Source organism: Herbiconiux sp. UC225_62 (genome assembly GCF_042694625.1).
Classification (GTDB): domain Bacteria; phylum Actinomycetota; class Actinomycetes; order Actinomycetales; family Microbacteriaceae; genus Herbiconiux.
Genome location: NZ_CP170551.1, coordinates 182,570 through 203,681, shown reverse-complemented (window position 1 = coordinate 203,681; position 21,112 = coordinate 182,570). Strand labels below are relative to the sequence as shown.

Annotated in this window: 19 protein-coding genes; 9 read left to right on the top strand and 10 right to left on the bottom strand. The window is 68.9% G+C overall.

The features are described from left to right. The first annotated feature begins 187 nt into the window (after nucleotides 1-187). The 5 genes from ACFJGU_RS01040 (at nucleotide 188) to ACFJGU_RS01020 (ending at nucleotide 4,446) form a co-directional block, all read left to right on the top strand. Complete coding sequence (locus ACFJGU_RS01040; RefSeq protein ID WP_382306874.1) at nucleotides 188-880, top strand: hypothetical protein; 693 nt, start codon at nucleotides 188-190, stop codon at nucleotides 878-880. 162 nt (nucleotides 881-1,042) lie between these two features. Then, a complete protein-coding gene (locus tag ACFJGU_RS01035; protein ID WP_382306872.1) occupies nucleotides 1,043-1,756 on the top strand; it encodes a 3-oxoacid CoA-transferase subunit A in 714 nt (237 codons plus the stop codon). Continuing rightward, on the top strand, nucleotides 1,753-2,424 hold the full coding sequence (locus ACFJGU_RS01030) for a 3-oxoacid CoA-transferase subunit B (protein WP_382306870.1): 672 nt from the start codon (nucleotides 1,753-1,755) through the stop codon (nucleotides 2,422-2,424). The genes ACFJGU_RS01035 and ACFJGU_RS01030 overlap by 4 nt, the downstream gene beginning before the upstream one ends. Next, complete coding sequence (locus ACFJGU_RS01025) at nucleotides 2,421-3,593, top strand: thiolase family protein (protein ID WP_382306868.1); 1,173 nt, start codon at nucleotides 2,421-2,423, stop codon at nucleotides 3,591-3,593. Before ACFJGU_RS01030 ends, ACFJGU_RS01025 begins: the two co-directional genes overlap by 4 nt. Nucleotides 3,594-3,651: 58 nt before the next feature. Next, a complete protein-coding gene (locus ACFJGU_RS01020; RefSeq protein ID WP_382306866.1) occupies nucleotides 3,652-4,446 on the top strand; it encodes an IclR family transcriptional regulator C-terminal domain-containing protein in 795 nt (264 codons plus the stop codon). Here the strand turns inward: ACFJGU_RS01020 and ACFJGU_RS01015 are convergent. The 8 genes from ACFJGU_RS01015 to ACFJGU_RS00980 all read right to left on the bottom strand — a co-directional run bounded on the left by ACFJGU_RS01015 (nucleotide 4,430) and on the right by ACFJGU_RS00980 (nucleotide 12,621). Beyond that, nucleotides 4,430-5,233, bottom strand: a complete 804-nt coding sequence (locus ACFJGU_RS01015; RefSeq protein WP_382306864.1) for a 5-oxoprolinase subunit PxpA — start codon at nucleotides 5,231-5,233, stop codon at nucleotides 4,430-4,432. The genes ACFJGU_RS01020 and ACFJGU_RS01015 overlap by 17 nt on opposite strands. Then, nucleotides 5,217-6,746 (bottom strand): amidase, encoded by a 1,530-nt coding sequence (locus ACFJGU_RS01010; RefSeq protein WP_382306862.1) that lies wholly within the window; start codon nucleotides 6,744-6,746, stop codon nucleotides 5,217-5,219. The genes ACFJGU_RS01015 and ACFJGU_RS01010 overlap by 17 nt, the downstream gene beginning before the upstream one ends. 4 nt (nucleotides 6,747-6,750) lie before the next feature. Beyond that, on the bottom strand, nucleotides 6,751-8,046 hold the full coding sequence (locus tag ACFJGU_RS01005; protein ID WP_382306861.1) for a cytosine permease: 1,296 nt from the start codon (nucleotides 8,044-8,046) through the stop codon (nucleotides 6,751-6,753). A gap of 99 nt (nucleotides 8,047-8,145) precedes the next feature. Next, a complete protein-coding gene (locus ACFJGU_RS01000; protein WP_382306860.1) occupies nucleotides 8,146-8,571 on the bottom strand; it encodes a GntR family transcriptional regulator in 426 nt (141 codons plus the stop codon). Next, nucleotides 8,505-8,717: a hypothetical protein gene (locus tag ACFJGU_RS00995; RefSeq protein WP_382310474.1), complete on the bottom strand. Its 213-nt coding sequence runs from the start codon at nucleotides 8,715-8,717 to the stop codon at nucleotides 8,505-8,507. Before ACFJGU_RS00995 ends, ACFJGU_RS01000 begins: the two co-directional genes overlap by 67 nt. Before the next feature lie 194 nt (nucleotides 8,718-8,911). After that, the gene (locus ACFJGU_RS00990; protein WP_382306858.1) at nucleotides 8,912-9,886 is read right to left on the bottom strand and encodes a 3-hydroxyacyl-CoA dehydrogenase; all 975 of its coding nucleotides are present in this window, start codon (nucleotides 9,884-9,886) and stop codon (nucleotides 8,912-8,914) included. Further along, nucleotides 9,883-11,124 (bottom strand): iron-containing alcohol dehydrogenase, encoded by a 1,242-nt coding sequence (locus ACFJGU_RS00985; protein ID WP_382306856.1) that lies wholly within the window; start codon nucleotides 11,122-11,124, stop codon nucleotides 9,883-9,885. Before ACFJGU_RS00985 ends, ACFJGU_RS00990 begins: the two co-directional genes overlap by 4 nt. A gap of 3 nt (nucleotides 11,125-11,127) precedes the next feature. Beyond that, entirely contained in the window at nucleotides 11,128-12,621 is a 1,494-nt protein-coding gene (locus ACFJGU_RS00980) for an NAD-dependent succinate-semialdehyde dehydrogenase (RefSeq protein WP_382306855.1), read from the bottom strand. Nucleotides 12,622-12,773: 152 nt separating this feature from the next. Here ACFJGU_RS00980 and ACFJGU_RS00975 point away from each other — a divergent pair, with 152 nt between their 5' ends. From ACFJGU_RS00975 to rox, 4 genes are all read left to right on the top strand, one after another. After that, nucleotides 12,774-13,496: a GntR family transcriptional regulator gene (locus ACFJGU_RS00975; protein WP_382306854.1), complete on the top strand. Its 723-nt coding sequence runs from the start codon at nucleotides 12,774-12,776 to the stop codon at nucleotides 13,494-13,496. Between the two features lie 172 nt (nucleotides 13,497-13,668). Then, nucleotides 13,669-15,393, top strand: coding sequence for a sigma-54-dependent Fis family transcriptional regulator (locus ACFJGU_RS00970; protein ID WP_382306852.1), 1,725 nt, complete (start codon nucleotides 13,669-13,671; stop codon nucleotides 15,391-15,393). Between the two features lie 139 nt (nucleotides 15,394-15,532). Continuing rightward, the gene (locus ACFJGU_RS00965) at nucleotides 15,533-16,579 is read left to right on the top strand and encodes a Gfo/Idh/MocA family oxidoreductase (RefSeq protein WP_382306850.1); all 1,047 of its coding nucleotides are present in this window, start codon (nucleotides 15,533-15,535) and stop codon (nucleotides 16,577-16,579) included. After that, on the top strand, nucleotides 16,572-18,011 hold the full coding sequence (gene rox / locus ACFJGU_RS00960; protein ID WP_382306848.1) for a rifampin monooxygenase: 1,440 nt from the start codon (nucleotides 16,572-16,574) through the stop codon (nucleotides 18,009-18,011). Before ACFJGU_RS00965 ends, rox begins: the two co-directional genes overlap by 8 nt. Nucleotides 18,012-18,076: 65 nt before the next feature. Here the strand turns inward: rox and ACFJGU_RS00955 are convergent, their stop codons facing one another. After that, nucleotides 18,077-18,997 carry a BTAD domain-containing putative transcriptional regulator gene (locus tag ACFJGU_RS00955; protein ID WP_382306847.1) on the bottom strand — a complete coding sequence of 307 codons (921 nt, stop codon included), beginning with the start codon at nucleotides 18,995-18,997 and terminating at the stop codon, nucleotides 18,077-18,079. Further along, entirely contained in the window at nucleotides 18,900-21,083 is a 2,184-nt protein-coding gene (locus ACFJGU_RS00950) for a hypothetical protein (protein ID WP_382306845.1), read from the bottom strand. The genes ACFJGU_RS00955 and ACFJGU_RS00950 overlap by 98 nt, the downstream gene beginning before the upstream one ends. Nucleotides 21,084-21,112 lie beyond the last annotated feature (29 nt).

The window sequence follows — 21,112 nt, the reverse complement described above, 5'->3', positions numbered from 1 at the left end:
CAACGTCGCCGTAATTACTTGACGACGTTAATAAATCACGGACGAGCTCTCCAGCACAAGAGCGATGTGCCACGTTCGGGGGGCGGTCGGTGCGCGATCGGATGCGCCCAGGCGGGTTCGCGGCCCGGCTGGTAGGGTGGGGCACCTCGGCGCGGCCGCTCGGTGCGGCCCCCGCGGAGCAGCCCCGATGACACTCTTCCTCCGAAACGCGAACCGACCCGGCCGTGGACCGCGCCCCCGGGGTGTCTTCGTCACCCTGTGCGCCGGCGCCGCCGTGTTCGCGCTCGCCGCCCTCACGGCTCTCGCGCCGCCCCCGCCCACCGAGGACGCGCAGGTGGAGGCTCAGGCCGCCGCACGCCAGACGGCCGGATACGCGCAGCCCGACCAGACCGTCGCCGTGCCCGAGAGCGCCGTCGCCGCCGCCATCTCGCGGGACGGCTTCGCGGCCGCCCCGGGTCTCGAGACCTACACCTCCGGCAGCACCAACCGCGACTGGGCCGAGCTCGTGCTCTACCTGGCCGGCTTCCCGGTGAGCGAGTCGAACGTCACCGTGATGATGCGGTGGATGCGCCAGGAGAACGGCCCCGACGACTGGTGGCTGCGCAACAACCCGCTCAACAACGGCTGGGGATCGGGCGGTGGCAGCGGACTGGGCAGCTACGACAACCTCGTCACCGCTGCGGAGAACGTGGGCAACGCGCTCCACGGCAACTCGGGCTACTCGGCGATCGTGGCGGGCTTCGCGTCATCCGCTCCCACCGCCCAGATCGAGGCCGCGATCTGGGCCTCGCCCTGGGCCAGCAGCCACTACGCGAACGGCTCCCACTGGGCCTACACCCCCGTGCCCGAGTACGCCTCGCCCCCCGGCACGTGGGGCTGACCCCCGCTCCATCACTTCCCGCGCCCGCGGATCCGTCACAAAGGGCCCCAAGACTTCGGCTTTGGGGCCCTTTGTGACGGATCTGACCGTGTTTACTTCGTCGCGCCCGCTTGGTAGTATCGGTGTGCGCACAAGCGTTCGTATCGCGAACAAGGAGGCGAGATGATCTCGAAGGTGAGTCCGGGCATCCAGGATGCGGTGGCCGACATCGCAGACGGCTCGACCGTCATGATCGGCGGCTTCGGCCGAGCGGGGCAGCCCGTCGAGCTGATCGACGCCCTGATCGAACAGGGGGCGACCGGATTGACCGTCGTCAACAACAACGCGGGTAACGGCGACACCGGCATCGCGGCGCTCATCGCCGCCGGCCGCGTGCGGAAGGTGGTCTGCTCCTTCCCGCGCCAGGTCGACTCCTACGTCTTCGACGCGAAGTACCGCGCCGGCGAGATCGAGCTGGAACTGGTGCCTCAGGGCAACCTGGCCGAGCGCATCCGTGCCGCCGGCTCCGGCATCGGCGCCTTCTACACGCCCACCGGTGTCGGCACCCTGGTGGCCGAGGGCAAGGAGACGCGCACCATCGACGGCCGCGACTACCTGCTCGAGTACCCGCTCCGCGCCGACTACGCCCTGGTCAGCGCCTTCAAGGCCGACCGCTGGGGCAACCTGGTCTACCGCAAGACGGCGCGCAACTTCGGACCACTGATGGCAGCGGCGGCCACCACCACGATCGTGCAGGTCGACGAGGTGGTGGAGCTCGGCGCCCTCGATCCCGAGGCCGTCGTCACGCCCGGGATCTTCGTGAACCGGGTGGTCGCGGTCGGGGAACGGCCCTGGCTGCACGACGGCGAATTCATCGGGACGGAGAAGGTGGCATGAGCGGCATCGACCGTCAGGCGCTCGCCGCCCGTATCGCGCGCGACATCCCCGAGGGTGCATACGTCAACCTCGGCATCGGCGCGCCGACTCTCATCGCGGACTACCTGCCCGACGACCTCGAGATCATCCTGCACACCGAGAACGGGATGCTCGGCATGGGCCGGAAGCCGGAGCCGGGCCGCGTCGACCCCGACCTGATCAACGCGGGCAAGCAGCCGGTCACCGAGTTGCCCGGTGCCGCCTACTTCCACCACGCCGACTCCTTCGGCATGATGCGCGGAGGACACCTCGACGTGTGCGTGCTGGGGGCCTTCCAGGTCTCCGAGCGCGGAGACCTGGCCAACTGGCACACGGGTGCTCCGGATGCGATCCCCGCGGTGGGCGGGGCCATGGACCTCGCGATCGGCGCGAAAGACGTCTACGTGATGACCGACCTGGTGACCCGCGACGGCACCTCGAAGATCGTGGCCGAGTGCACGTATCCGGTCACCGGCGTGCGCTGCGTGAGCCGCATCTACACCGACCTCGCCGTGTTCGACGTCACGCCCGACGGCCTCGCCGTCACCGACGTCTTCGGCGACACGACGGTCGACGAGCTCCGGGCCATCACCGGTCTCGACCTGCTCGACCACACCAGTTCCACCCGTTCCGAGAGGACCCCAGCATGACCGGCAGTTTCGTCTACGACGCCGTGCGCACCCCCTTCGGGCGCATCGGCAAGGCCCTCGCGGGGGTGCGGCCCGACGACCTGGCCGCCTCGACCCTCCGGGCGTTGCTCGACCGCACGCCCGGGCTCGATCCGGCGGCGATCGACGACGTGATCCTCGGTGCCGCGAACCAGGCGGGCGAGGACAACCGCGACGTCGCGCGGATGGCCGTCCTTCTCGCCGGGCTGGCGACATCCGTGCCCGGCGCCACCGTGAACCGGCTCTGCGGATCGAGCGTCGAGGCCGTGATCCAGGCCAGCCGCGCGATCGAAGCCGGCGACGCCGACGTGATGGTGGCGGGCGGCGTCGAGTCGATGAGCCGCGCGCCGTGGGTCATCGCGAAGCCCGATCGTGGCTATCCCGCGGGCAACCAGACCATGTACTCCACCACGCTCGGCTGGCGTTTCGTCAACCCGGCCATGCCGGCGGAGTGGGCGATCTCGAACGGCGAGTCGGCCGAGATCCTCGCCGACCGCTTCGCCATCTCGCGGGAGGAGCAGGATGCCTTCGCCGCCCGCTCGCACAACCTCGCCGCCGCGGCCTGGGACTCGGGTGTCTACGCGAACGAGATCGTGCCGGTTCCGGGTGTCGACCTCGACCGTGACGAGGGCATCCGCCCCGGTTCGTCGGTCGACTCGCTCTCCGGCTTGAACCCCGCGTTCCGGAAGGACGGCACCGTCACCGCGGGCAACTCCTCGCCCCTCAACGACGGCTCCTCGATGGTGCTGGTCGGCGGGGAGAACGCGGTGCCGGGCGCCGAGCCGCTCGCCCGCATCGCCGGCCGCGGGGTGTCGGGCATCGACCCCGACGTGTTCGGCATCGCGCCCGTCGAGGCCGCCAATCGCGCCCTGGCGCGCGCCGGCAAGACCTGGGCCGACGTCGACGTCGTGGAACTCAACGAGGCCTTCGCCGCGCAGAGCCTCGCCTGCCTGCGGCTGTGGACCGAGCTCGACCCGGAGAAGGTGAACATCCACGGCGGGGCGATCGCCATGGGGCACCCGCTCGGTGCCTCCGGTGGTCGCATCATCGGCCACGTCGCGCACGAACTCGCGCGGCGCGGCGGCGGTGTGGGCGTCGCGGCGATCTGCATCGGCGTGGGCCAGGGCCTCGCGGTCGTGCTGGAGCGGTGACCGGATGCGCCGCGCGAGCGAGCGGATGCGTCACCCGACCCGCCGATAGCATGTGACGATGGCCGATCCCACGAGCGAGCACCCCGAGCCGAGCAGTCAGTTCGTGCAGTCGCTCGCCCGAGGCCTCGACGTGATCAAGGCGTTCACGGCCGATCGCCCGGAGGTGACCCTCAGCGACATCGCGCGGGTCACCGACCTCACCCGGGCCACGGCGCGCCGGTTCCTCCTCACCCTGGTGGAGCTCGGCTACGTGCGCACCGACGGCAAACTATTCGCGCTCACCCCGAAGGTGCTCGAACTCGGCTTCAGCTATCTCTCGGGGCTCAGCCTGCCGGAGGTCGCTCAACCGCATCTCGAGCAGCTGTCGCGCGAGCTCGGGGAGTCGACCTCGGCATCCGTTCTCGACGGCGGCGACATCGTCTACGTCGCTCGCGTGCCCACGCGGCGCATCATGACCGTGGGCATCACGATCGGCACGCGCTTCCCCGCCTACGCCACCTCGATGGGGCGGGTGTTGCTCGCGGGCCTGGCGCCGGCCGACCTGGATGCCTACCTCGCCACGCTGCACCCGGCCGCTTTCACGCCGTCGACGCTGACCGATCCGGCGGGGCTGCGGGCCGAACTCGACGCGGTGCGCGAGCGCGGCTGGACGATCGTCGACCAGGAGCTCGAGGTGGGCCTGCGCTCGGTCGCCGCCCCGGTGCGCCGCGGCGGAACCGTCGTGGCGGCCATCAACGTCTCCACCACCACGGGCACCTCCTCGCTGGATCGCCTGCAGGACGAGTTCGTGCCGCCCCTCCTGGCGACCGCCGAGCGCATCGGCGCCGACCTGGCGCTCACGACCCGTCGTTGAGAGCGATGCCCGGATCGTTCTCCAGAGAGGTGCGGAGGGCCGCCATGATGGCGGGCGCGTCGACGGTGTCGCTGTGCACGCAGACGGTGCCGACCGAGGAGAAGGACGGGTCGTGCAGCATCGCGCGCATCCGCTCGACCGCGCTCTGCGGCGAGCCGATCTGCTCGTAGCTCCAGCCGAACATCACCACGTCGCGGCCGACGTAGGGCCGGTCGGCGAAGAACTCTTCCACCACCTGGAGGCCCCGACGCGCCCCGGCCAGCGCCAGCTCGGAACCGGGCAGCGCGTACAGCAAGAGGCCCATGTCGTAGTCGGCCACCGCGCGGGCGATCCCGTCGGCGAGCTCGGCGTCCGCCGAGGCCATCATGTAGAGCGCTCCGTGCGGCTTCACGTGATGCATGCGGATGCCGTCACGCCGCAGGAAGCCGCCGAGCGCCGCGATCTGGAAGAGCGAGTAGTCGTAGGCCTCCTGTCCCGTGATCTCCATGGTGCGCCGGCCGAAGCCGAGCCGATCCGGAAGGCCCATGTGCGCGCCGATCCGCACCCCGTGGCGGTGAGCGAGGTCGACCGTCAGCCGCATCGTGTGCGGATCGCCGGCGTGGAACCCGCAGGCCACGTTCGCCGAAGTGATCAGCGGCATCAACTCCTCGTCGTTGCCGTAGCGGTACGGGCCGAAGCTCTCGCCGAGGTCGGCGTTGAGGTCGATGACCCGCCGTGCAGCACGGATGCCGGCACCGGACCCGTCGAGGCCGGTGCCGCCCCGTAGCGGCTCATCGAGGTGACTCAAGGAAGGGCTCCTTCCTGAACGGCGCCGCCTCTTCCCAGGCGGCGGCGAATTGCAGCATCGACCGCTCGGCGAACGGGGTGCCGAGCAGTTCCATCCCCACGGCCAGCCCGTCAGTCGTGAAGCCCACCGGGATGCTGAGCGCCGGCAGACCGGCCTGCGACCCGATGACCGTGTTGGTGGGGAAGGTCAGCGCCGTATAGGTGCCGGCCTCGAGCTCCGCGTGCGTCGGTGCGACCACCTGCACGCTCGGGTACACCAGGAAGTCGACGCCGGCGTCGGCGAACAGCCCGAGCACGAGGCGCCGGAACTCCTCCTGGTTGAGCCGCAAGCGCTGATACTCGGCGTCGCCGGACACCGTGTCGGGACCGGTCGCGATGCCGTCGATCAGGTCGTTCAGCGGGTGGAAGACGCCGGTCGCATAGAGTTCGTCGAAGGAGCCGACGGGGGCGTCGCGCCCGCTGAGGAACCGGGTGATGTCGGACTTCGACTGCCGGAGGTACACCGAGGTGTCGGCGATCCACTCGCCCAGCCGCTCGATCTCGAGCCCGGGCACGACGCCCACGCCGAGCTCGCGCATCCGGGCGATCGCCGCCCGCACCACCTCGTTCACGGGCGCCATCCGGGGATCGGAGTCGGGCCCGAAGCCCGTCTCGAGTACGCCTACCCGCCAGGAAGGCTGATCGGCCGCCGTGGCCCCTGCCTCGAGCGCGTCCGAATATCCGCCCACTCCGGTCGAGGTCGCGGCCACCACGGTGAACGGATCGGCGGGGTCGTAGCCCACCAGAGCGTCGAGCAGGCGCGCGAGGTCGACGGCTGTACGCGCCATCGGCCCCGGGGTGTCCTGGAAGTGCACGAGCGGTGAGAACCCGGCGCGGCTGATCAGTCCCGTGGTCACGCGGAAGCCGTAGACGTTGTTGAACGAGGCGGGGATACGGATGGAGCCGCCGGTGTCCTCACCCACCGCGACGAGCCCGAAGTTCGCCGAGAGCCCCGCACCCGAGCCGGCGCTCGATCCGCCCGAGTCGCGGGCGGAGTCGTAGACGTTGCGGGTGTGGCCGGTGAGCGACGACGACGAGAACCACCCGGCCGCGAAGTCGCACATGGTGGTCTTGGCGAGGATGACGGCGCCGGCCTCGCGCAGACGACGGATCAGCGTGGCATCCGTGTCGGGCACGTAGTCGGCGAAGAGCTTCGACCCGAAGGTCGTGCGGAGCCCCGCGGTCTCGGCCTGGTCCTTCACCAGCACGGGCACGCCATGCAGCGGGCCGACGAACTCTCCCATGGCGGCGAAGGAGTCGTCGAGCGCCACCGCGTCGGCGAGGGCGGCGGGGTTCACCGTGACCACCGCATTGACGGCGGCACCGGCCGTGTTGTGGGCCGCGATCCGGTCGAGATACCACTGGGTGAGTGCGCGGCTCGTCAGGGTGCCGTCGCGGAGCATCGCGTGGAACTGCGCGATCGTCAATTCGGCGAAGTCGGTGGACGCGGAGGTGGAAGGAGTCACGGTGGTCATCGCGTCAGCTCGCATTCGTGCCGGCCAAGCCGGCGGCGGGCGCCTTCTGGGTCACCAGGGTCAGCAGATAGTAGGAGAGAGCGGATGCCACGAGCCCGACCGCGACCGTCGAGAGCCCCGGAGCGCCGAGGTTCGCCAGCAGCGCGAGGAACGATCCGATTCCCCAGGCGACGAACGGCTGCCAGCGGATGTTCGGCACTAACGACTCCTGACGGCGCCGCACCAGCACCTGGTCGACGATGATGATGGCGCCGATGGGCGGCACGATCACGCCCAGCAGGTTGAGCCAGTTCACGAAGAAGCCCCAGATTCCGAGCGCGGCCACGATGATGCCGATGACGCCGAGGATGAGCGTGAGGGTGCGCATCCGGCCTTTGAGGATGGTCGACCAGCCGACGGCCGAGTTGTAGAGGCAGTGGGTGCAGACCGAGCCGAGGTTCACGAAGAGGAAGATCGTCGCCACGACGGGGAAGATGCCGCCCTGCCCGGCGATGATGCCGAAGACGTCGCCCGTGCCGGCCGTGGCCGCCGCGATCACGCCGCCGATCAGCATGGCCACCAGGTTGCCGATGGGGAAGGCGGTGGCGGTGGCGATCCAGGCGTGCTTGCTGTTCTTCGCCCAGCGGGTGAAGTCGGCGGTCATCGTGCCCGAGTCGGCGAAGAGGGCGAACACGAGCGTCACACCGACCCCGAGGGCGATGGAGACCGTGGAGTCGCCCTGGTAGGCCCAGACGTCGACGCCGCCGGCGGTGGCCTGCACCGCGGAGAAGACACCGATCACGAGGAACAGCGGCACCGAGATCATCCCGATGATCGAGAGGGCGCGGATGCCGAGCAGTGTGAAGAGCGTGAACAGCACGCCCGCGATGATCACGATCACCGTGGAGTTGACGCCGAACGCCCCTTCCATGCTCGCGCCCACGAGCCCGGTCTGCACGGCGAACCAGCCGAGCACGAGCGTCGACAGCAGGGCGGAGCAGACGATGTAGCCGGTGCGTCCGAACGTCTTCGACGCCTGCAGTGAGAAGTTGAACCCGGTCTTGGCGCCGAGCGCGCTGAGCGCACCCACGTAGCCGAGGAGCAGCAGGTTGCCGATCACCATCGCGATCAGGCCGCTCACGAAGCCGAGGCCGTGCACGAGGGTCGCGCCGGTGACGGCTCCGGTGATGATCATCGGGAAACCCGCCCAGACGCTGGAGACGGCGAGCAGTGATCGACGCTTCGAGAGGGGAACGGGTTCGTTCTCGTACTCGTTCTGGAACAGGTCGTTCCGGGTTGATTCGGGCGTGGTCGTAGGCATGACGGAAGTACCTCCAGGGGAGACGGACGGGAACACGGGCGGCGGAGCCCCGTGGATTCGAGTGGTGCGGTACTGCGGTGTGGCGGTGGGACGGTGTCGCTAGTCGGCGACGGGTCGCGCCTTCTCGAGCGCCTCGGACACCGTGCGCGCGGTGTAGTCGAGGTGCTCGGCGGTGGCCATGAGAAGAGCGGAGAGGTTACGGGTGCGGATCAGGTCGAGCATCTCGAGGTGCTGCCGGTGGGCTTCTCGGAAGTCGTCGACCGTGGAGGCGTAGATGGCCATGTAGGGCTCCACCTTGTCCCACACGTTGCGGATCAGTTCGAGCAGGTGCGGGCTCCGCGCGCAGTCATAGAAGCGGCGGTGGAAGTCCTGGTTGAGCTGCCGCCACTCGTCGATGCCGATGTCGGGTCGGTCCATCCGGTCGAGGATGTCGGTGAGCTCGGCGATGTCGTCGTCGTTCACCTGCTCGATCGCCCACTCGGCGGCGAGCTGCTCCAGGCGCAGCCGGATCTGGAACACCTGCATGACCTGATCGGCCGACAGGTGGGTGACGGTGACGCTGCGGCGCCCGAAGACGACGAGTCCGTCGGATCGAGCTTCTTCAGCGCTTCACGCACCGGCATGGTGCTGACGTCGAAGGCGTCGGCGATGGAGCGGGTGGAGACCTTCATACCGGGCATGAGTGTGCCGGTGGTGATCCACTGGCGAAGTCGCTCGTAGACCTCGTCGTTGATCGTCGAGACTCTGATGGGTTGCGAGTCCATGAAACACCTCCGATTTGTGATGTGTGATCACACCTTACAGCCGGAGATGTTTCGACGATAGGCCGAGAAGGGCTCTTGTGTTACCGCTGTGTAAAGAGTTGTCAGGGACGGATCGCGTCCCACAGGGGCTTCAGGCGCATGAGCTGCTCGTCGCGCCAGCGGACGCGCTCGTCCCACTCGTCAAGGGGGAGGAGGGCGCGACGTTGCGCCACCGCGGTCGCGACCAGCTTGGGGGTCCAGGGGTCGTGCTGGCCGCGCTCGGCGCCCATCCGCTCGTAGGCCGGCCCCATTTTCTCCGCGTGCGACTCCAGGCCGCCGCGGGTGTTGAGGTCGACCGTCTCGAAGGGGCCGATGAAGCTCCAGCGCCGGCCGAGGCCCGAGCGCACCACTTCGTCGATGTCGTCGACCGTGGCCACGCCGTCGCGCACGAGGGCGTAGGCCTCCCGCAGCACCGCGCCCTGCAAGCGGTTGAAGAGGAAGCCCTCCACCTCCTTGCGCACGAGCACGGGGCGCAGCCCGGCCCCGCCATACAGAGCGGATGCGCGGTCGAGCACCGCCGCATCCGTCGCGGGCGAGGGCACCAGCTCGATCACCGAGAGCAGGTAGGGCGGGTTACCCGGATGCGCGACGATGAGCCGGGCCGCGATGTCGCCGGCGCGCGCGGCATCCGGGTCGTCATCGAGGCCGGCCAGGATGGTGCTCGGCGTGATGGCCGAGCTCGACGAGGCGAGGATCGCGTCGGCGGGCGCGACGGCCGCGATCGCCGCGAACAGCTCCCGCTTCAGCTCGACGCGCTCCGGGGCGCACTCCTGCACGAGTGCGGCCGCGCCGACCGCCTCGCGGAGGTCGTCTTCGAAGGTGACCCGGCTGCCGACGACGGACGGGTCTTCCGCCAGCAAGCCGAACTCGGCGAGCAGTCCGAGACGTGAACGGAGATCGGCCCGCGCCCGCTCGAAGGCCTCGGGAAAGGCATCCCAGACCCGCACCGGATGCCCGGCCGAGGCGAACAAGACGGCGAACGCGACCCCGATCGACCCGGCGCCCGCGATCGCGACCAGCGGGCGCTGCTCGGTCACACCTCCCACCAGCTGCGGTCGCCGGCGTAGCTGCGCTCGAGGATCGCCACGACGGCCTCCTTGGTGAGCTCGCGCGGGTTGTTCGCGGTGAGGCGGGTGGCGAGCATCGCCTGGTCGGCGACGAAACCGAAGTCGTCGGGGGAGAGGCCGAGCGACTTCACGTCGAGCGGGGCGCCGATCGCGGCGAGCAGCCCTTCGATGCGCTGGATGCCGGCGTGCGCCTGTTCGAGCGGCGGATCCGACGGCGAGGCGACACCGAGCAGTCGCCCGATCTCGGCGAACTCCTCCACCCGCTCCGGCAGGTTGAACCGCATGACGTAAGGCAGCAGCGCGCTGATGCCGAAGCCGTGCGGGGTGTGGGTGAGGTTACCCACCGAGCCTTGGATGGCGTGCGCCCCGGCGGTTCCGGCCGTGTTGATCGACATCCCCGCGCTGTAGGCGGCGAACATCGTGTCGGCGCGGGCCTCCAGGTCGGACGGGTTCGCCGCCACCGCCTCGAGGGAGGTGTTGAGCAAGGTCAGTCCGTTGCGCGCGAAGACGTCGGTGAGGCGGTTCTTGCCGGCGTAGAGCTTCGTGTCGAGGTCGTCGGCCGACGGGTTCTTCACCCGGCCGGTGAAGGCCTCGACGAGGTGCGAGAGCGCATCCGCCCCGGTCGCCGCGGTGAGCCCGGGCGGGCAGGTGAGGGTGAGCTCGGGATCGATCACGGCGGTGTGCGCTTCGAGGAAGGGGCTCGCCACCCCCACCTTCATGCCCTTCTCGGTGTCGAACACCACCGAGATGCAGGTGACCTCGGCGCCGGTGCCGCCCGTGGTGGGCACCGTGATGACCGGCACACCGGGACCGGGCACGAGGAACTCGCCGTAGTAGTCGCGCACGTCGCCGCCGTTGGCGAGCACGACCGACACGACCTTCGCGAGGTCCATGCAGGAACCGCCGCCGATGCCGAGGATGGCGTCGACCTGGGTGTGCCCGAAGCGCTCGATCACCTGCACCACGTCTTCGCGCGGGAGATCGGGTTCGGCTTCGGCGTAGATCGAGACGTCGACGCCGGTCGCCTTGATGGCCTCGATGATCTCGAGGAACTCGGGAGTCGTGGCCATCCGCGCATCCGTCGTCACCAGCAGGTGCTCGGCGAGGGGGCGCACGATGTGCGGGATCTGGTGCCGCTTGCCCGGCCCGAAGAGCACGGTCTTCGGTTGGCGCAGTATGCCCATGTCGGGCGTCGTGGTGGTGCTCATGGTCTACTCCAGTCCTGCGGTCTCATCGACGGTGATGGCGAGGTATTTCGGCTCCAGGAACTCGTCGATGGCGTCGTGCCCGCCCTCGCGGCCGAGGCCGGACGACTTGACGCCGCCGAACGACGCGGCGGGATCGGCCATGATCCCGCGGTTGATGCCCACCATGCCCGAGTCGAGCCGCTCGCTCACAGCGATGGCACGCGACAGGTCGCGGGTGAACACGTAGGCGGCCAGGCCGTAGCTGGTGTCGTTGGCCACCCGGATCGCCTCGGCGGTCGAGCTCACCGTGTAGATGGTGGCGATCGGGGCGAACAGCTCCTTGTTGCACACCGCGTTGTCACGGTCGTTGACCTTGAACACCGTGGGCTCGAAGAAGAAGCCGTCGCGGTCGATGGGGGAGCCGCCGGTCAGCAGCTCCGAGTCGATGGCGCTCAGCTCGGCCACGAGCGAGGCCACGCCGTCGCGCTGCTTGGCCGAGATGATCGGGCCCACGTCGACGGCGTCGGAGAATCCGTCGTCGACCCGCAGCTTCTTCGTGAGCTCCACGAAGCGGCGCGTGAACTCCTCCGCCACCGCCTCGTGCACGATGATGCGGTTCGCGGCGACGCAGGCCTGTCCGGCGTTGCGGAACTTGTTCACGATGGCCTGTTGCGCCGCGAGCTCGACGTCGGCGTCGTCGAGCACCACGAAGGGGCCGTCGCCACCGAGCTCCATCGAGGCGTTCACGATGCCGGGGGCCGCCTGCTTGAGCAGCGTGCTGCCGACGCCCGTCGACCCGGTGAAGCTGACCTTCCGCAGGCGCGGATCGGCCATCACGGCGGCCGACACCTCGGCGGAGTGGGTGGTGTGGATGAGGTTCACGACGCCGGGCGGGAAGCCCGCGTCGTGCAGCACCTCCACGAACAGGGCGCCGGTGAGGGGTGTCTCCTTCGCCGACTTCACCACCACCGTGCAGCCCGCACCGAGGGCGGCTCCGGCCTTGCGGGCGATCATGAGCAGCGGGAAGTTCCACGGGGTGATGAGCAGCGACGGCCCGACCGGCTGATGCGTCGTGACCACCCGGTAGCCGCCGCGGGACCCTTCGGCGTAGGTGCCGTGGAGGTGAGCCACCTGCTCGGCGTACCAGAGGAAGAAGTCGGCCGAGAGCTGGAACTCGCCCCGCGCCTCGGCGAGCGGCTTGCCGCTCTCGAGCGTCATCACCTCGGCGATGGCGTCGGCCCGCTCGAGCAGGATGGCGTGCGCCCGGTGGAAGAGGTTCGCCCGGTCGCGCGGCGGCACGAAGCGCCAGGAATCCTGCGCGGCGGCGGCGGCGTCGAGGGCGGCCAGCGCATCCGTCGCCCCACCGTCGGCGACCCGCGCGACGACCTCGCCCGTGGCCGGGTTGACGACGTCGAAGGTCGATTCGACGGGCAGCCACCCGCCGTCGATGTAGAGGCCGATCGGCACGGTGTGGTCACGGAGCGTCACGCTTCCGCTCTCCGTGGTCAGAGTCGTCATGGGTCTGTCCTTTCACTCACGTCTTCGAGAGCGTCTCACGATCATCTCGTATTACGGTACGATGCAATGACTGTCCGGATGCGCCGGTGCATCGAATTGAGACAGTCGCCACGACGACGCAGTCGGCACTTCGACTGCACGAGGAAGACCAGATGCAATCGACGAAGATCGAACGTCACGCCGCACCCCTGCGACAGCAGGTGGTGCGCCTGCTCCGCGAGGACATCCTCGAGGGCGTGCTCGCTCCCGGGGAACGGCTGCTCGAGAACGCGATGTGCGACAGCTACGGCGTCTCGCGCACCGTGATCCGCGAGGCGCTGCGGCAGCTGGAATCCGAGAGCCTCATCACGATGCTGCCGAACCGCGGCCCCATCGTGACCGTTCTCACCAAGCGCGACATCGAATCGCTCTACGAGGTGCGGCGCGTTCTCGAAGGGCTCGCCGGCGAGTTGTTCGCCCGCCGCGCCAGCCCCGACCAGGCGGCCGCGATGCGCGCCCTCATCGTGGAGATGGAGGACACCTACCTGCACGGCACCGTGCACACCCGCGAGGAGAGCAAGGAGCAGTTCTACGACCTGCTGCTCGAAGGGGCCGCCAACCCGGTGCTCGAGAACGACCTCCGCGGCGTGCACACCCGCATCGGCCTGTTCCGCCGCTACGCCTTCGTCGACGAGCACCGCGTCGCGCTGTCGATGGAGGAGCTGCGCCAGATCGCCCGCGAGATCGCCGAGAACCGCGATCCGGATGCCGCCCGCCGCGCGTGCGAGCACCACATCCAGCTGGCCGGCGAGCTGGCCATCCTTGAATACACGAAGCGCCTGCACCAGAGCGACGCCGATTCCCGCGCCGACGGCGCCACCCAAATCGCAATCTAGCTGTGACTTGACCTCCGACCGAGGAGCAATGAAGATGACGATACGATCCACCTGCCCGATCCGATCCACCCACCAGTCCCTCCCGGTGTGCACGCACCCGACCGGTCCGATGTTCTCGACGACGAGACAAGCGGCGTCGTCCGAACCCGCGGACAGACCCTAGGAGTTCACCGTGCCTCTCCACTTCGATGCCGACCGTGTCCAGGAGGTCAAAGACGACTTCCTGGCCGCGGGCGCACCCACCCACACCGTCAATCCCGAGCTGCTCAGTTCGTGGCAGCGCTCGAAAGCCGCCCTCGGCGTGCCGAGCAACATCCGTGACGTCCCGCTGGTCGCCGACGACCTGCTCGACGCACACCTGCTCGACATGTTCCAGGCGCCGCTCACCCGGGTCTCAGACGACTTGGACGGCACCGGCCTCGGCCTTCTGCTCGCCGACTCGCAGGGGCGCATCCTGCAGCGCTGGTCGCACGACCCCAACGCCCTGCACCACCTCGACCGCCTCGGCACGGTGCGCGGCGCCGTGCTCGCCGAAGACGTGGTGGGCACCAACGGGGTCGGCACCGTCGCCGCCACCGGCAAGAGCGTGCAGATCTCGGGCGTCGAGCACTTCGCCGACTTCTACAGCGGCGCCGTGTGCACCGGATCGCCGGTGCGTCATCCGATCACCGGCAAACTGCTCGCGGTGGTCACCATCTCGAGCGACATCTCGGAGCGCAGCGGCCTGCTCCGGCCGCTGATCAACTCGGTCACGATGCAGCTGGAGCAGCAGGTCCTCGACGTCGAGCAGCCCGCGGCCCGGATGATGTTCAGCACCTTCCTCGACACCGCGCGCGCCCAAGCGAGCCCGGTCGTGGCCTTCGGGCCGCAGGGCCTCGTGATGCAGAGCCAGAAGGCCGGGCGGCTCACCATGGCCGACCTCAACCTCATCCAGCAGCTGACCACCGAGCAGCCGCGCTCGGGTCGCTTCGCGCTCGAGCTGTCGACCGGCACCGCCGAGCTCAAGGTCACCGCCCTCGACGGGGGCGCCGGTGTCATCGTGGTGCTCGACCGCGAACGGCGCAACACGACCATGAGCATCGGTCCGGCCCGGCCGCAGCTGGTGGGGCGCTCGCCGGAGTGGCTCACCGTGGTGCACCAGGTCGCGCGGCACCGCGAGTCGCGCCGGCCTCTGATCATCGCGGGCGAGCCGGGCACCGGCAAGGCGTCGCTCGCGCTCGGACTGCCGTTCCGACCGGGGTCGCCCGTGACGCAAGGACTGGTGACGGATGCCGCCGAGCGCCACGTGACCGGGAGCCGCAAGTGGCTGCAGAAACTCTCGGAGCGGCTCAACGCCTCCGCTCCCGTGATCGTGCGCGGCATCGAGACCCTCGACGCGCACACCGTCGACGGCGTGAAGTCGCTCGTGGAGACCACCACCGGCCGCGGCCCCGTGCTCTTCACCCTCTCCGCGCCGACACGCGAAGAGGCCGAGACGCAGGGCGCCAAGCTCGGCATGTCGGTGATCTGGGTGCCGCCCCTGCGCGACCGCGTCGCCGACGTCTCAGCGCTCTGGCACGTGTTCGCCGAGCAGATCGCTCCCGGCGCCGGGCTGGAACTCCGGGCCGACGCGCTCGAACTGCTGCGCACCTACCGCTGGCCGGGAAACCTCAAAGAGCTGCGGAGCGTGATCGAGCAGCTTTCCATCACGGGCAAGCGCGGTGCGGTGCTGCCGGGGGATCTGCCGTCGGCGATGCAGGGGACTCGGGTGCTGTCGATGATCGAGCGCGTGGAGTTGGAGGCGATTCGGAAGGCGTTGCAGGAGGCTGATGGGAATCGGTCCAAGGCGGCGGAGATTCTCGGGCTGTCTCGGGCGACTGTGTATCGGAAGATGAAGGCTTATCGGTTGACTGCCTAGGGTCGTTGATTCGGGTGGGGCGCGGAGGGCGGCGGGTTTCGCACTCCCGCCTAAGGGTTGAGCGGAGCTCAAAGGCGGCGGGAGCACGAAACCCGCCGCCCTCCGCTTCGCGATCGGGGGGTGCGCGTAACGTTGGGGGATGAGTTCTGTGTTGCGCGCCGCTGTTGTTGGGTTTGGGACGGGCGGGCGGGTTTTTCATGCGCCTTTGATTGCGGCCGACCCTCGGTATGAGTTGCGGATGATCGTCACCGGGAATGTTGAGCGTGCGGCTGACGCCGCCGCTCGGTACGGGGACGGGATAGTGGTCGGGGATGTGGATGCCCTGTTCGCGCGGGCGTCGGAGGTGGATTTGGTGGTGATTACGAGTCCTAATGAGACGCATGGGCCGTTGGCGCATCGGGCGTTGGAGGCGGGGCTGGATGTCGTCGTGGACAAGCCGTTCGCGTTGTCGGCGGCCGAGGCGCGTGAGGTGATCGAGCACGCGGAGGCCGTGGGGCGGCGGGTGACGGTGTTTCAGAATCGGCGGTGGGATGGGGACTTCCTGACCGTCGAGCGGCTGATCGCGCAAGGTGCCGACGGCACGCTCGGTGAGGTGCGGCAGTTCGAGTCGGCGTTCGAGTGGTGGAAGCCGGAGATCGGCACGAAGTGGAAAGAGGTCGTGACGCCGGGGAAGGGTGGCGGCATCCTCTTCGATCTCGGGCCGCACCTGATCGATCAGGCGATCCGGTTGTTCGGGCCGGTCGACGTCGCCACGGGGGTGCATGCCGAACTCGACCGGCGGCGACCCGGCAGCGTCACCGACGACGACAGCTTCGTCACCCTGCGGCACGACAACGGGGTGCGCAGCCGCTTGTGGTTCAGCGCGGTGTCGCCGTGGAACCGCCCGCGTTTCCGCGTGGTGGGCTCGCACGCCGTGTTCGAGACCGAGGGGCTCGACCCGCAGGAAGCCCAGCTCAAGGCCGATCTGCCGGTGGACGACCCGGAATTCGGGCACGGACACCCCGACGGCCTGCTGCGCTCACCCGAGTCGACCAGCGCCGTGAGTGTCGCCCCCGGCGCCTACCCCGAGTTCTACCGTCTGCTCGCGGAGGCACTCACGAGCGGCGGGCCCCTGCCCGTCGACCCCCGTGACTCGCTCCTGGTGCTGGAGATCATCGAGCGGGCCCACGACATCTCGCATGCCTGACGTCATCATCAGCGGCGGAGGCCCGACCGGCATGATGCTGGCCGCCGAGCTCCGGCTGCACGACGTGGACGTGGTGGTGCTCGAGAGGGAGGCCGCACCGAGCGACCTCGTGCGGTCGCTGGGGCTGCAACCGCGCAGCATCGAGATACTCGACCAGCGGGGACTGCTGGAGCGGTTCCTCGAGCACGGGCAGCAGTATCCGGAGGGCGCCCGCCGGTTCGCCGGCCTCGAGCCGCCGTCGGGGTCGCCGGCGCCGATCGACAGCGCGCACGGGTATCTCCTCGGCATCCCGCAGCCGGTCACCGACCGCCTGCTGACCGAGCACGCCGAGGAGCTCCGGGCGGACATCCGTCGCGCGCAGGAGCTGACCGGCTTCGACCAGGACGACGACGGCGTCACGGTCGAGGTGGCGGGCGGGGATCGGCTGCGGGCGCGCTGGCTGGTGGGGTGTGACGGCGGACGCAGCCTCGTGCGTCGGCTGCTCGGCGTCGGCTTTCCGGGCGACCCGGCGCAGACCGAGTGGCTGCTCGGCGAGTTCGAGGTGACGACGCCGCCCGACGAGCTGGCCGCCGTGGTGGAGGAGGTGCGCAAGACGCACAAGGGCTTCGGCATCGGGCCGGCCGGCAACGGATGGCACCGGGTCGTCGTGCCCGCAGCGAGCGTGTCGGAGGATCGCTCCACGCCGCCGACCCTGGAGGAGTTCCGGACGCAGTTGCGCGTCCACGCGGGTACCGATTTCGGGGTGCACTCGCCGCGCCGCCTCTCGCGGTTCACCGATGCGACTCGGCTCGTGGAGCGCTACCGCACCGGGCGGGTGTTCCTCGCCGGCGACGCCGCGCACGTGCATCCGCCGTTGGGTGGGCAAGGGCTGAACCTCGGCATCCAGGATGCCTTCAACCTCGGGTGGAAACTCGCCGCAGCAGTGAACGGGTGGGCACCGGACGGGCTGCTCGACAGCTATCACTCCGAGCGTCACCCGGTGGCCGCCGACGTGCTGAACACCACCCGGGTGCAGTCGCTCCTCATCTCGCCAGAGCCCGGTCCTCAAGCCGTGCGGCGGCTCCTCACCGAGCTGCTGGGGTTCGACGACGTGTCGCGTTTCCTGGTCGAGAAGGTCACGGGCATCGGCATCCGTTACGACTTCGGCGACCCGGCGGCGCCCGACCTGGTGGGGCGGCGTCTCCGCGACATCCCTCTCTCCGACGGCCCGCTCTACGCCCAGCTGCACCAGGGCCGCGGGCTGCTGCTCGATCAGACCGGCACCTTCCCGGTGGCCGGCTGGTCCGATCGCGTCGACCACCTCAGCGACACCGCGCCCGACCTGCCCGGGCCCGCCGCCCTTCTCCGCCCCGACGGTCACGTGGCCTGGCTCGGCGCGGACCAGCGGGACCTCGACGCGCAGCTCGCCAGGTGGTTCGGCACAGCGCACTGAAACCCGCCCGTCGGAACAAACCGCACGACTCCTCGACCGAACTCCGCGCACCGCCATGCGGTGAGTCAGAAGCGAAGTCGTTGGAGAAGTTGGCGCGTGGATTCGGTGGGGGCCACCTTGATGGTCGCAAGGGCGGACTTGCACGCTCGAAATGCGGAGATCACCCCGTCACCATCGCCGACGGCAGCTGCGACGCGCATCTTCAGGCGCCAGGCGCGCTCGCGGAATTGGTCCCGATCGAGGACCTCATTGATCATCGACGACGCTGTCGCATAATCCGATATCTCAAAGGCTGCCTCTGCGGCGGCGTGACGGATGTCGGTCAGCAGGTCGTTCCACCGTCGCCGCTGGTCCGACACCCACTCGGAGCGTGTTCCCGGGAGATACTCGCCTTCCGGAACGTCAGCGAGCGCCTTCAGTGCGAGGTCCAGCCGCTGGCGGCCCTGCACGTTCCGGAGCCGAACGAGTATCGTTCGGGCCTTCGTGTAGTCGCTCTCCAACTCTCCCTGGAACCAGTCGACTGTGTTGGGGCCGATGTCGAGGCTCTTCTGGTCGGGAAAGCACTCTCGCACCCTGTTCACCGCCATGCGCAAGTAGGCACTTGCGGCCTTGTCGTTCTTGCTGTCGAACAGGCAGGCGATCACGTCTTCGCGAGGGGCGCTGCCCCCTCGTGTCGCGAGGAATGCCATGATCTCCACGCTTTTCACGAGCTTCAGCTTGTGACGTCTGCCGTCGATGACGATCCCGGGGTCGCCGAATTCGGTGACGTGGACGCGCGGTATGACGCCCAGCCCGTCCGTCATGGTGACGACCGCTCGCCCGAGGTCGTGCCAGGGGGAGTCAGGGTCCGGCTCTGTGTCCAGTCTGCGAGAGAGGACTGCCGGATACTCACGGAGTGCGCGGATGAGTGAATGCCGTGAGCCGGTACGGTCGGCGGCTTGGAGAGCGAGATCGGCGGCCGCATCGGAGGCGTCGTCTTCGTGCACGCGCCATTCGGCTTCCGCCAGATAGACGGCGGCGGTGGGGGAGCAAGAGGAGCCGATCCCAGGTCGTCATCAAATTCACGGCTTCGCGGAGATGGCCGACCGCGATTGCGTCGTCCCCGTCGATCAGCGCTATCAAGCCTCGCCAGAGGGAGAGTTGCTCGAGCACACGCACGCGTCGGGTGGCGGTCGGTTCACGCTCGACTGCGGCCAGTACAGCTGACGCATGAGCGGTGTCTCGACTGAACCGCAGGGCAAGCATCGCTTCCGTGAGTGACGCGAACATGCGGTAGAGCGTGGAGTCGGCTTCAGCCAGCATGTCGCGGCCGGCGATGAGTTCAGCCCAGGCGTCCTTCGAGCGGCCGAGCTCGGCCCGAAGTTCAGCTCGCATCCGAACGTGGGTCCAGCCCGGGCTCGTTCCCTCTGTCTCGAGGTGAGTGAGTGCCTCCTCGAGACGACCGAGGCCGACGAGAGCGCCCAGACGAGCTCCTCGCACGGCATCGAGTCGTGTATCGGGTGCGCTCAGAACACGCTCGAAGCGGCCGTGGGCGAGATCGATTCGGGCGAGCATCCCGTCGGTTTCCGATCCCGTGTCGGCGGGGCGATCCGCGTAGTGCACGGGGCTGTCAATCAGTTCGACACTGATCGCGAATCGGACCACCTCGGTCTCAGGCCCCGGGCTGGCCTCGTCGAGCAGGTTGAGCGCGTCGTCGACGCGGCCGGTGAGGAAGTAGCACCAGGCCATGGCTCCGGACAAGGTCGGATCGATCCGGCGGTGCCGATCGACTTGCGCCAGTTCCAGGAGCCTGTCTGCACAGACCGCGCCACGTCCGTATTGTTCGCGCTCGAGTGCGACCAACAGTTCCGCTTCGGTCATCACGATGGATGATTCGACGCGCCACCGTCGGAACGAGGCCAGCCAACGAGATGCCAGATCGACATCGAGCCGCCGAACCACGCCCGGAAGCACCGCGATTGCGGCGTCTTCAGCCTGGGCTGTGTCTCCCGCTCGGAGATACTCGTCGACAGCTTCCTCCTCGCGACCCTCGTCGATCAGAAGGTCGGCGTGTGCGAGGTGTATCGACCTCACCGTCGAGGGTTCGAGAGCTTCCAGCCGACTGAGGAGGTACTCACGGAGGCGGGGATGGCACCGCATCAGTTGTGGGTCGGGAAAGGCAACAGGCAGGTGTCGCTCACGCAACAGGGCGAGCGTCGCGGACGGCTCGTCGAATCCGAGGGCCTCGGCGCGAGCCGGGGTCACCCCGTCGAGAACCGACGTGCGAATGAGGAATGCTTGCGCGAACTCCGGGAGGGAATCCATGATCTCCGAAGACAGGTAGGTGCGGAGGGGATCCACTTCTCCGCCGGTCCCATGCACATGGCGCGCTGACCGCCAGGAATCGAAGAGCACACCCGTCATCCAGCCTGCCGTCGACTCGACAGCGCTCTCCGCGTCGACGTCGGCCCGATCCAGACGCGCCAACAGGTCTTGTGCCTCGTCGACTGTCAGTGCGAGATCACTTTCGCCGAGACGAGCGACCTCGCCGGCCAGCTCCTGGCGGGCGAGCCGGGTCTGGACCTCCCTGCGGGAGATGAGGACACATCGTGCTGTCTGAGGCAGATAGCGCGCGAAGGTGCTGAGCGACTCCATCGTGGAGATCGATGCCGAAATCCGCTCGACGTCGTCGATGACCACGACGAGATTTCTGTCTCCCACCGCTTCGGCGAGAAGCCCAGCCGCCTCGGGGTGCGCGATTCCCTCGCCGAGGGCGCGGGTTGCAATTCGACCGATCGACGGATCGACGACGAGCAGCGACGCCTCGAGATAGCTGAGAAAGCGGCCGGCAGAAACATCCGACTCATCGACGGTCAACCATGACACGCGGCGACCGCTGCAGGAAACGGCGTCGACGACCGCTGTCGTCTTGCCCGAGCCGGCTGTCGCGGTGATCTCCACAATGCGCGCAGTTTCGAGACAGCGAGTGATGAGTTCGGTGACGCGCGGTCGTGGGCTGTGCGATGCGCTTTGCCGCGGAAGCTCGAATTTGGCACGCACGAGGCTCATGTGGGGTGGGTCCTCGTTCGTCATGGTGCGTGGCCGCCTCTTCGTCGGTGAAT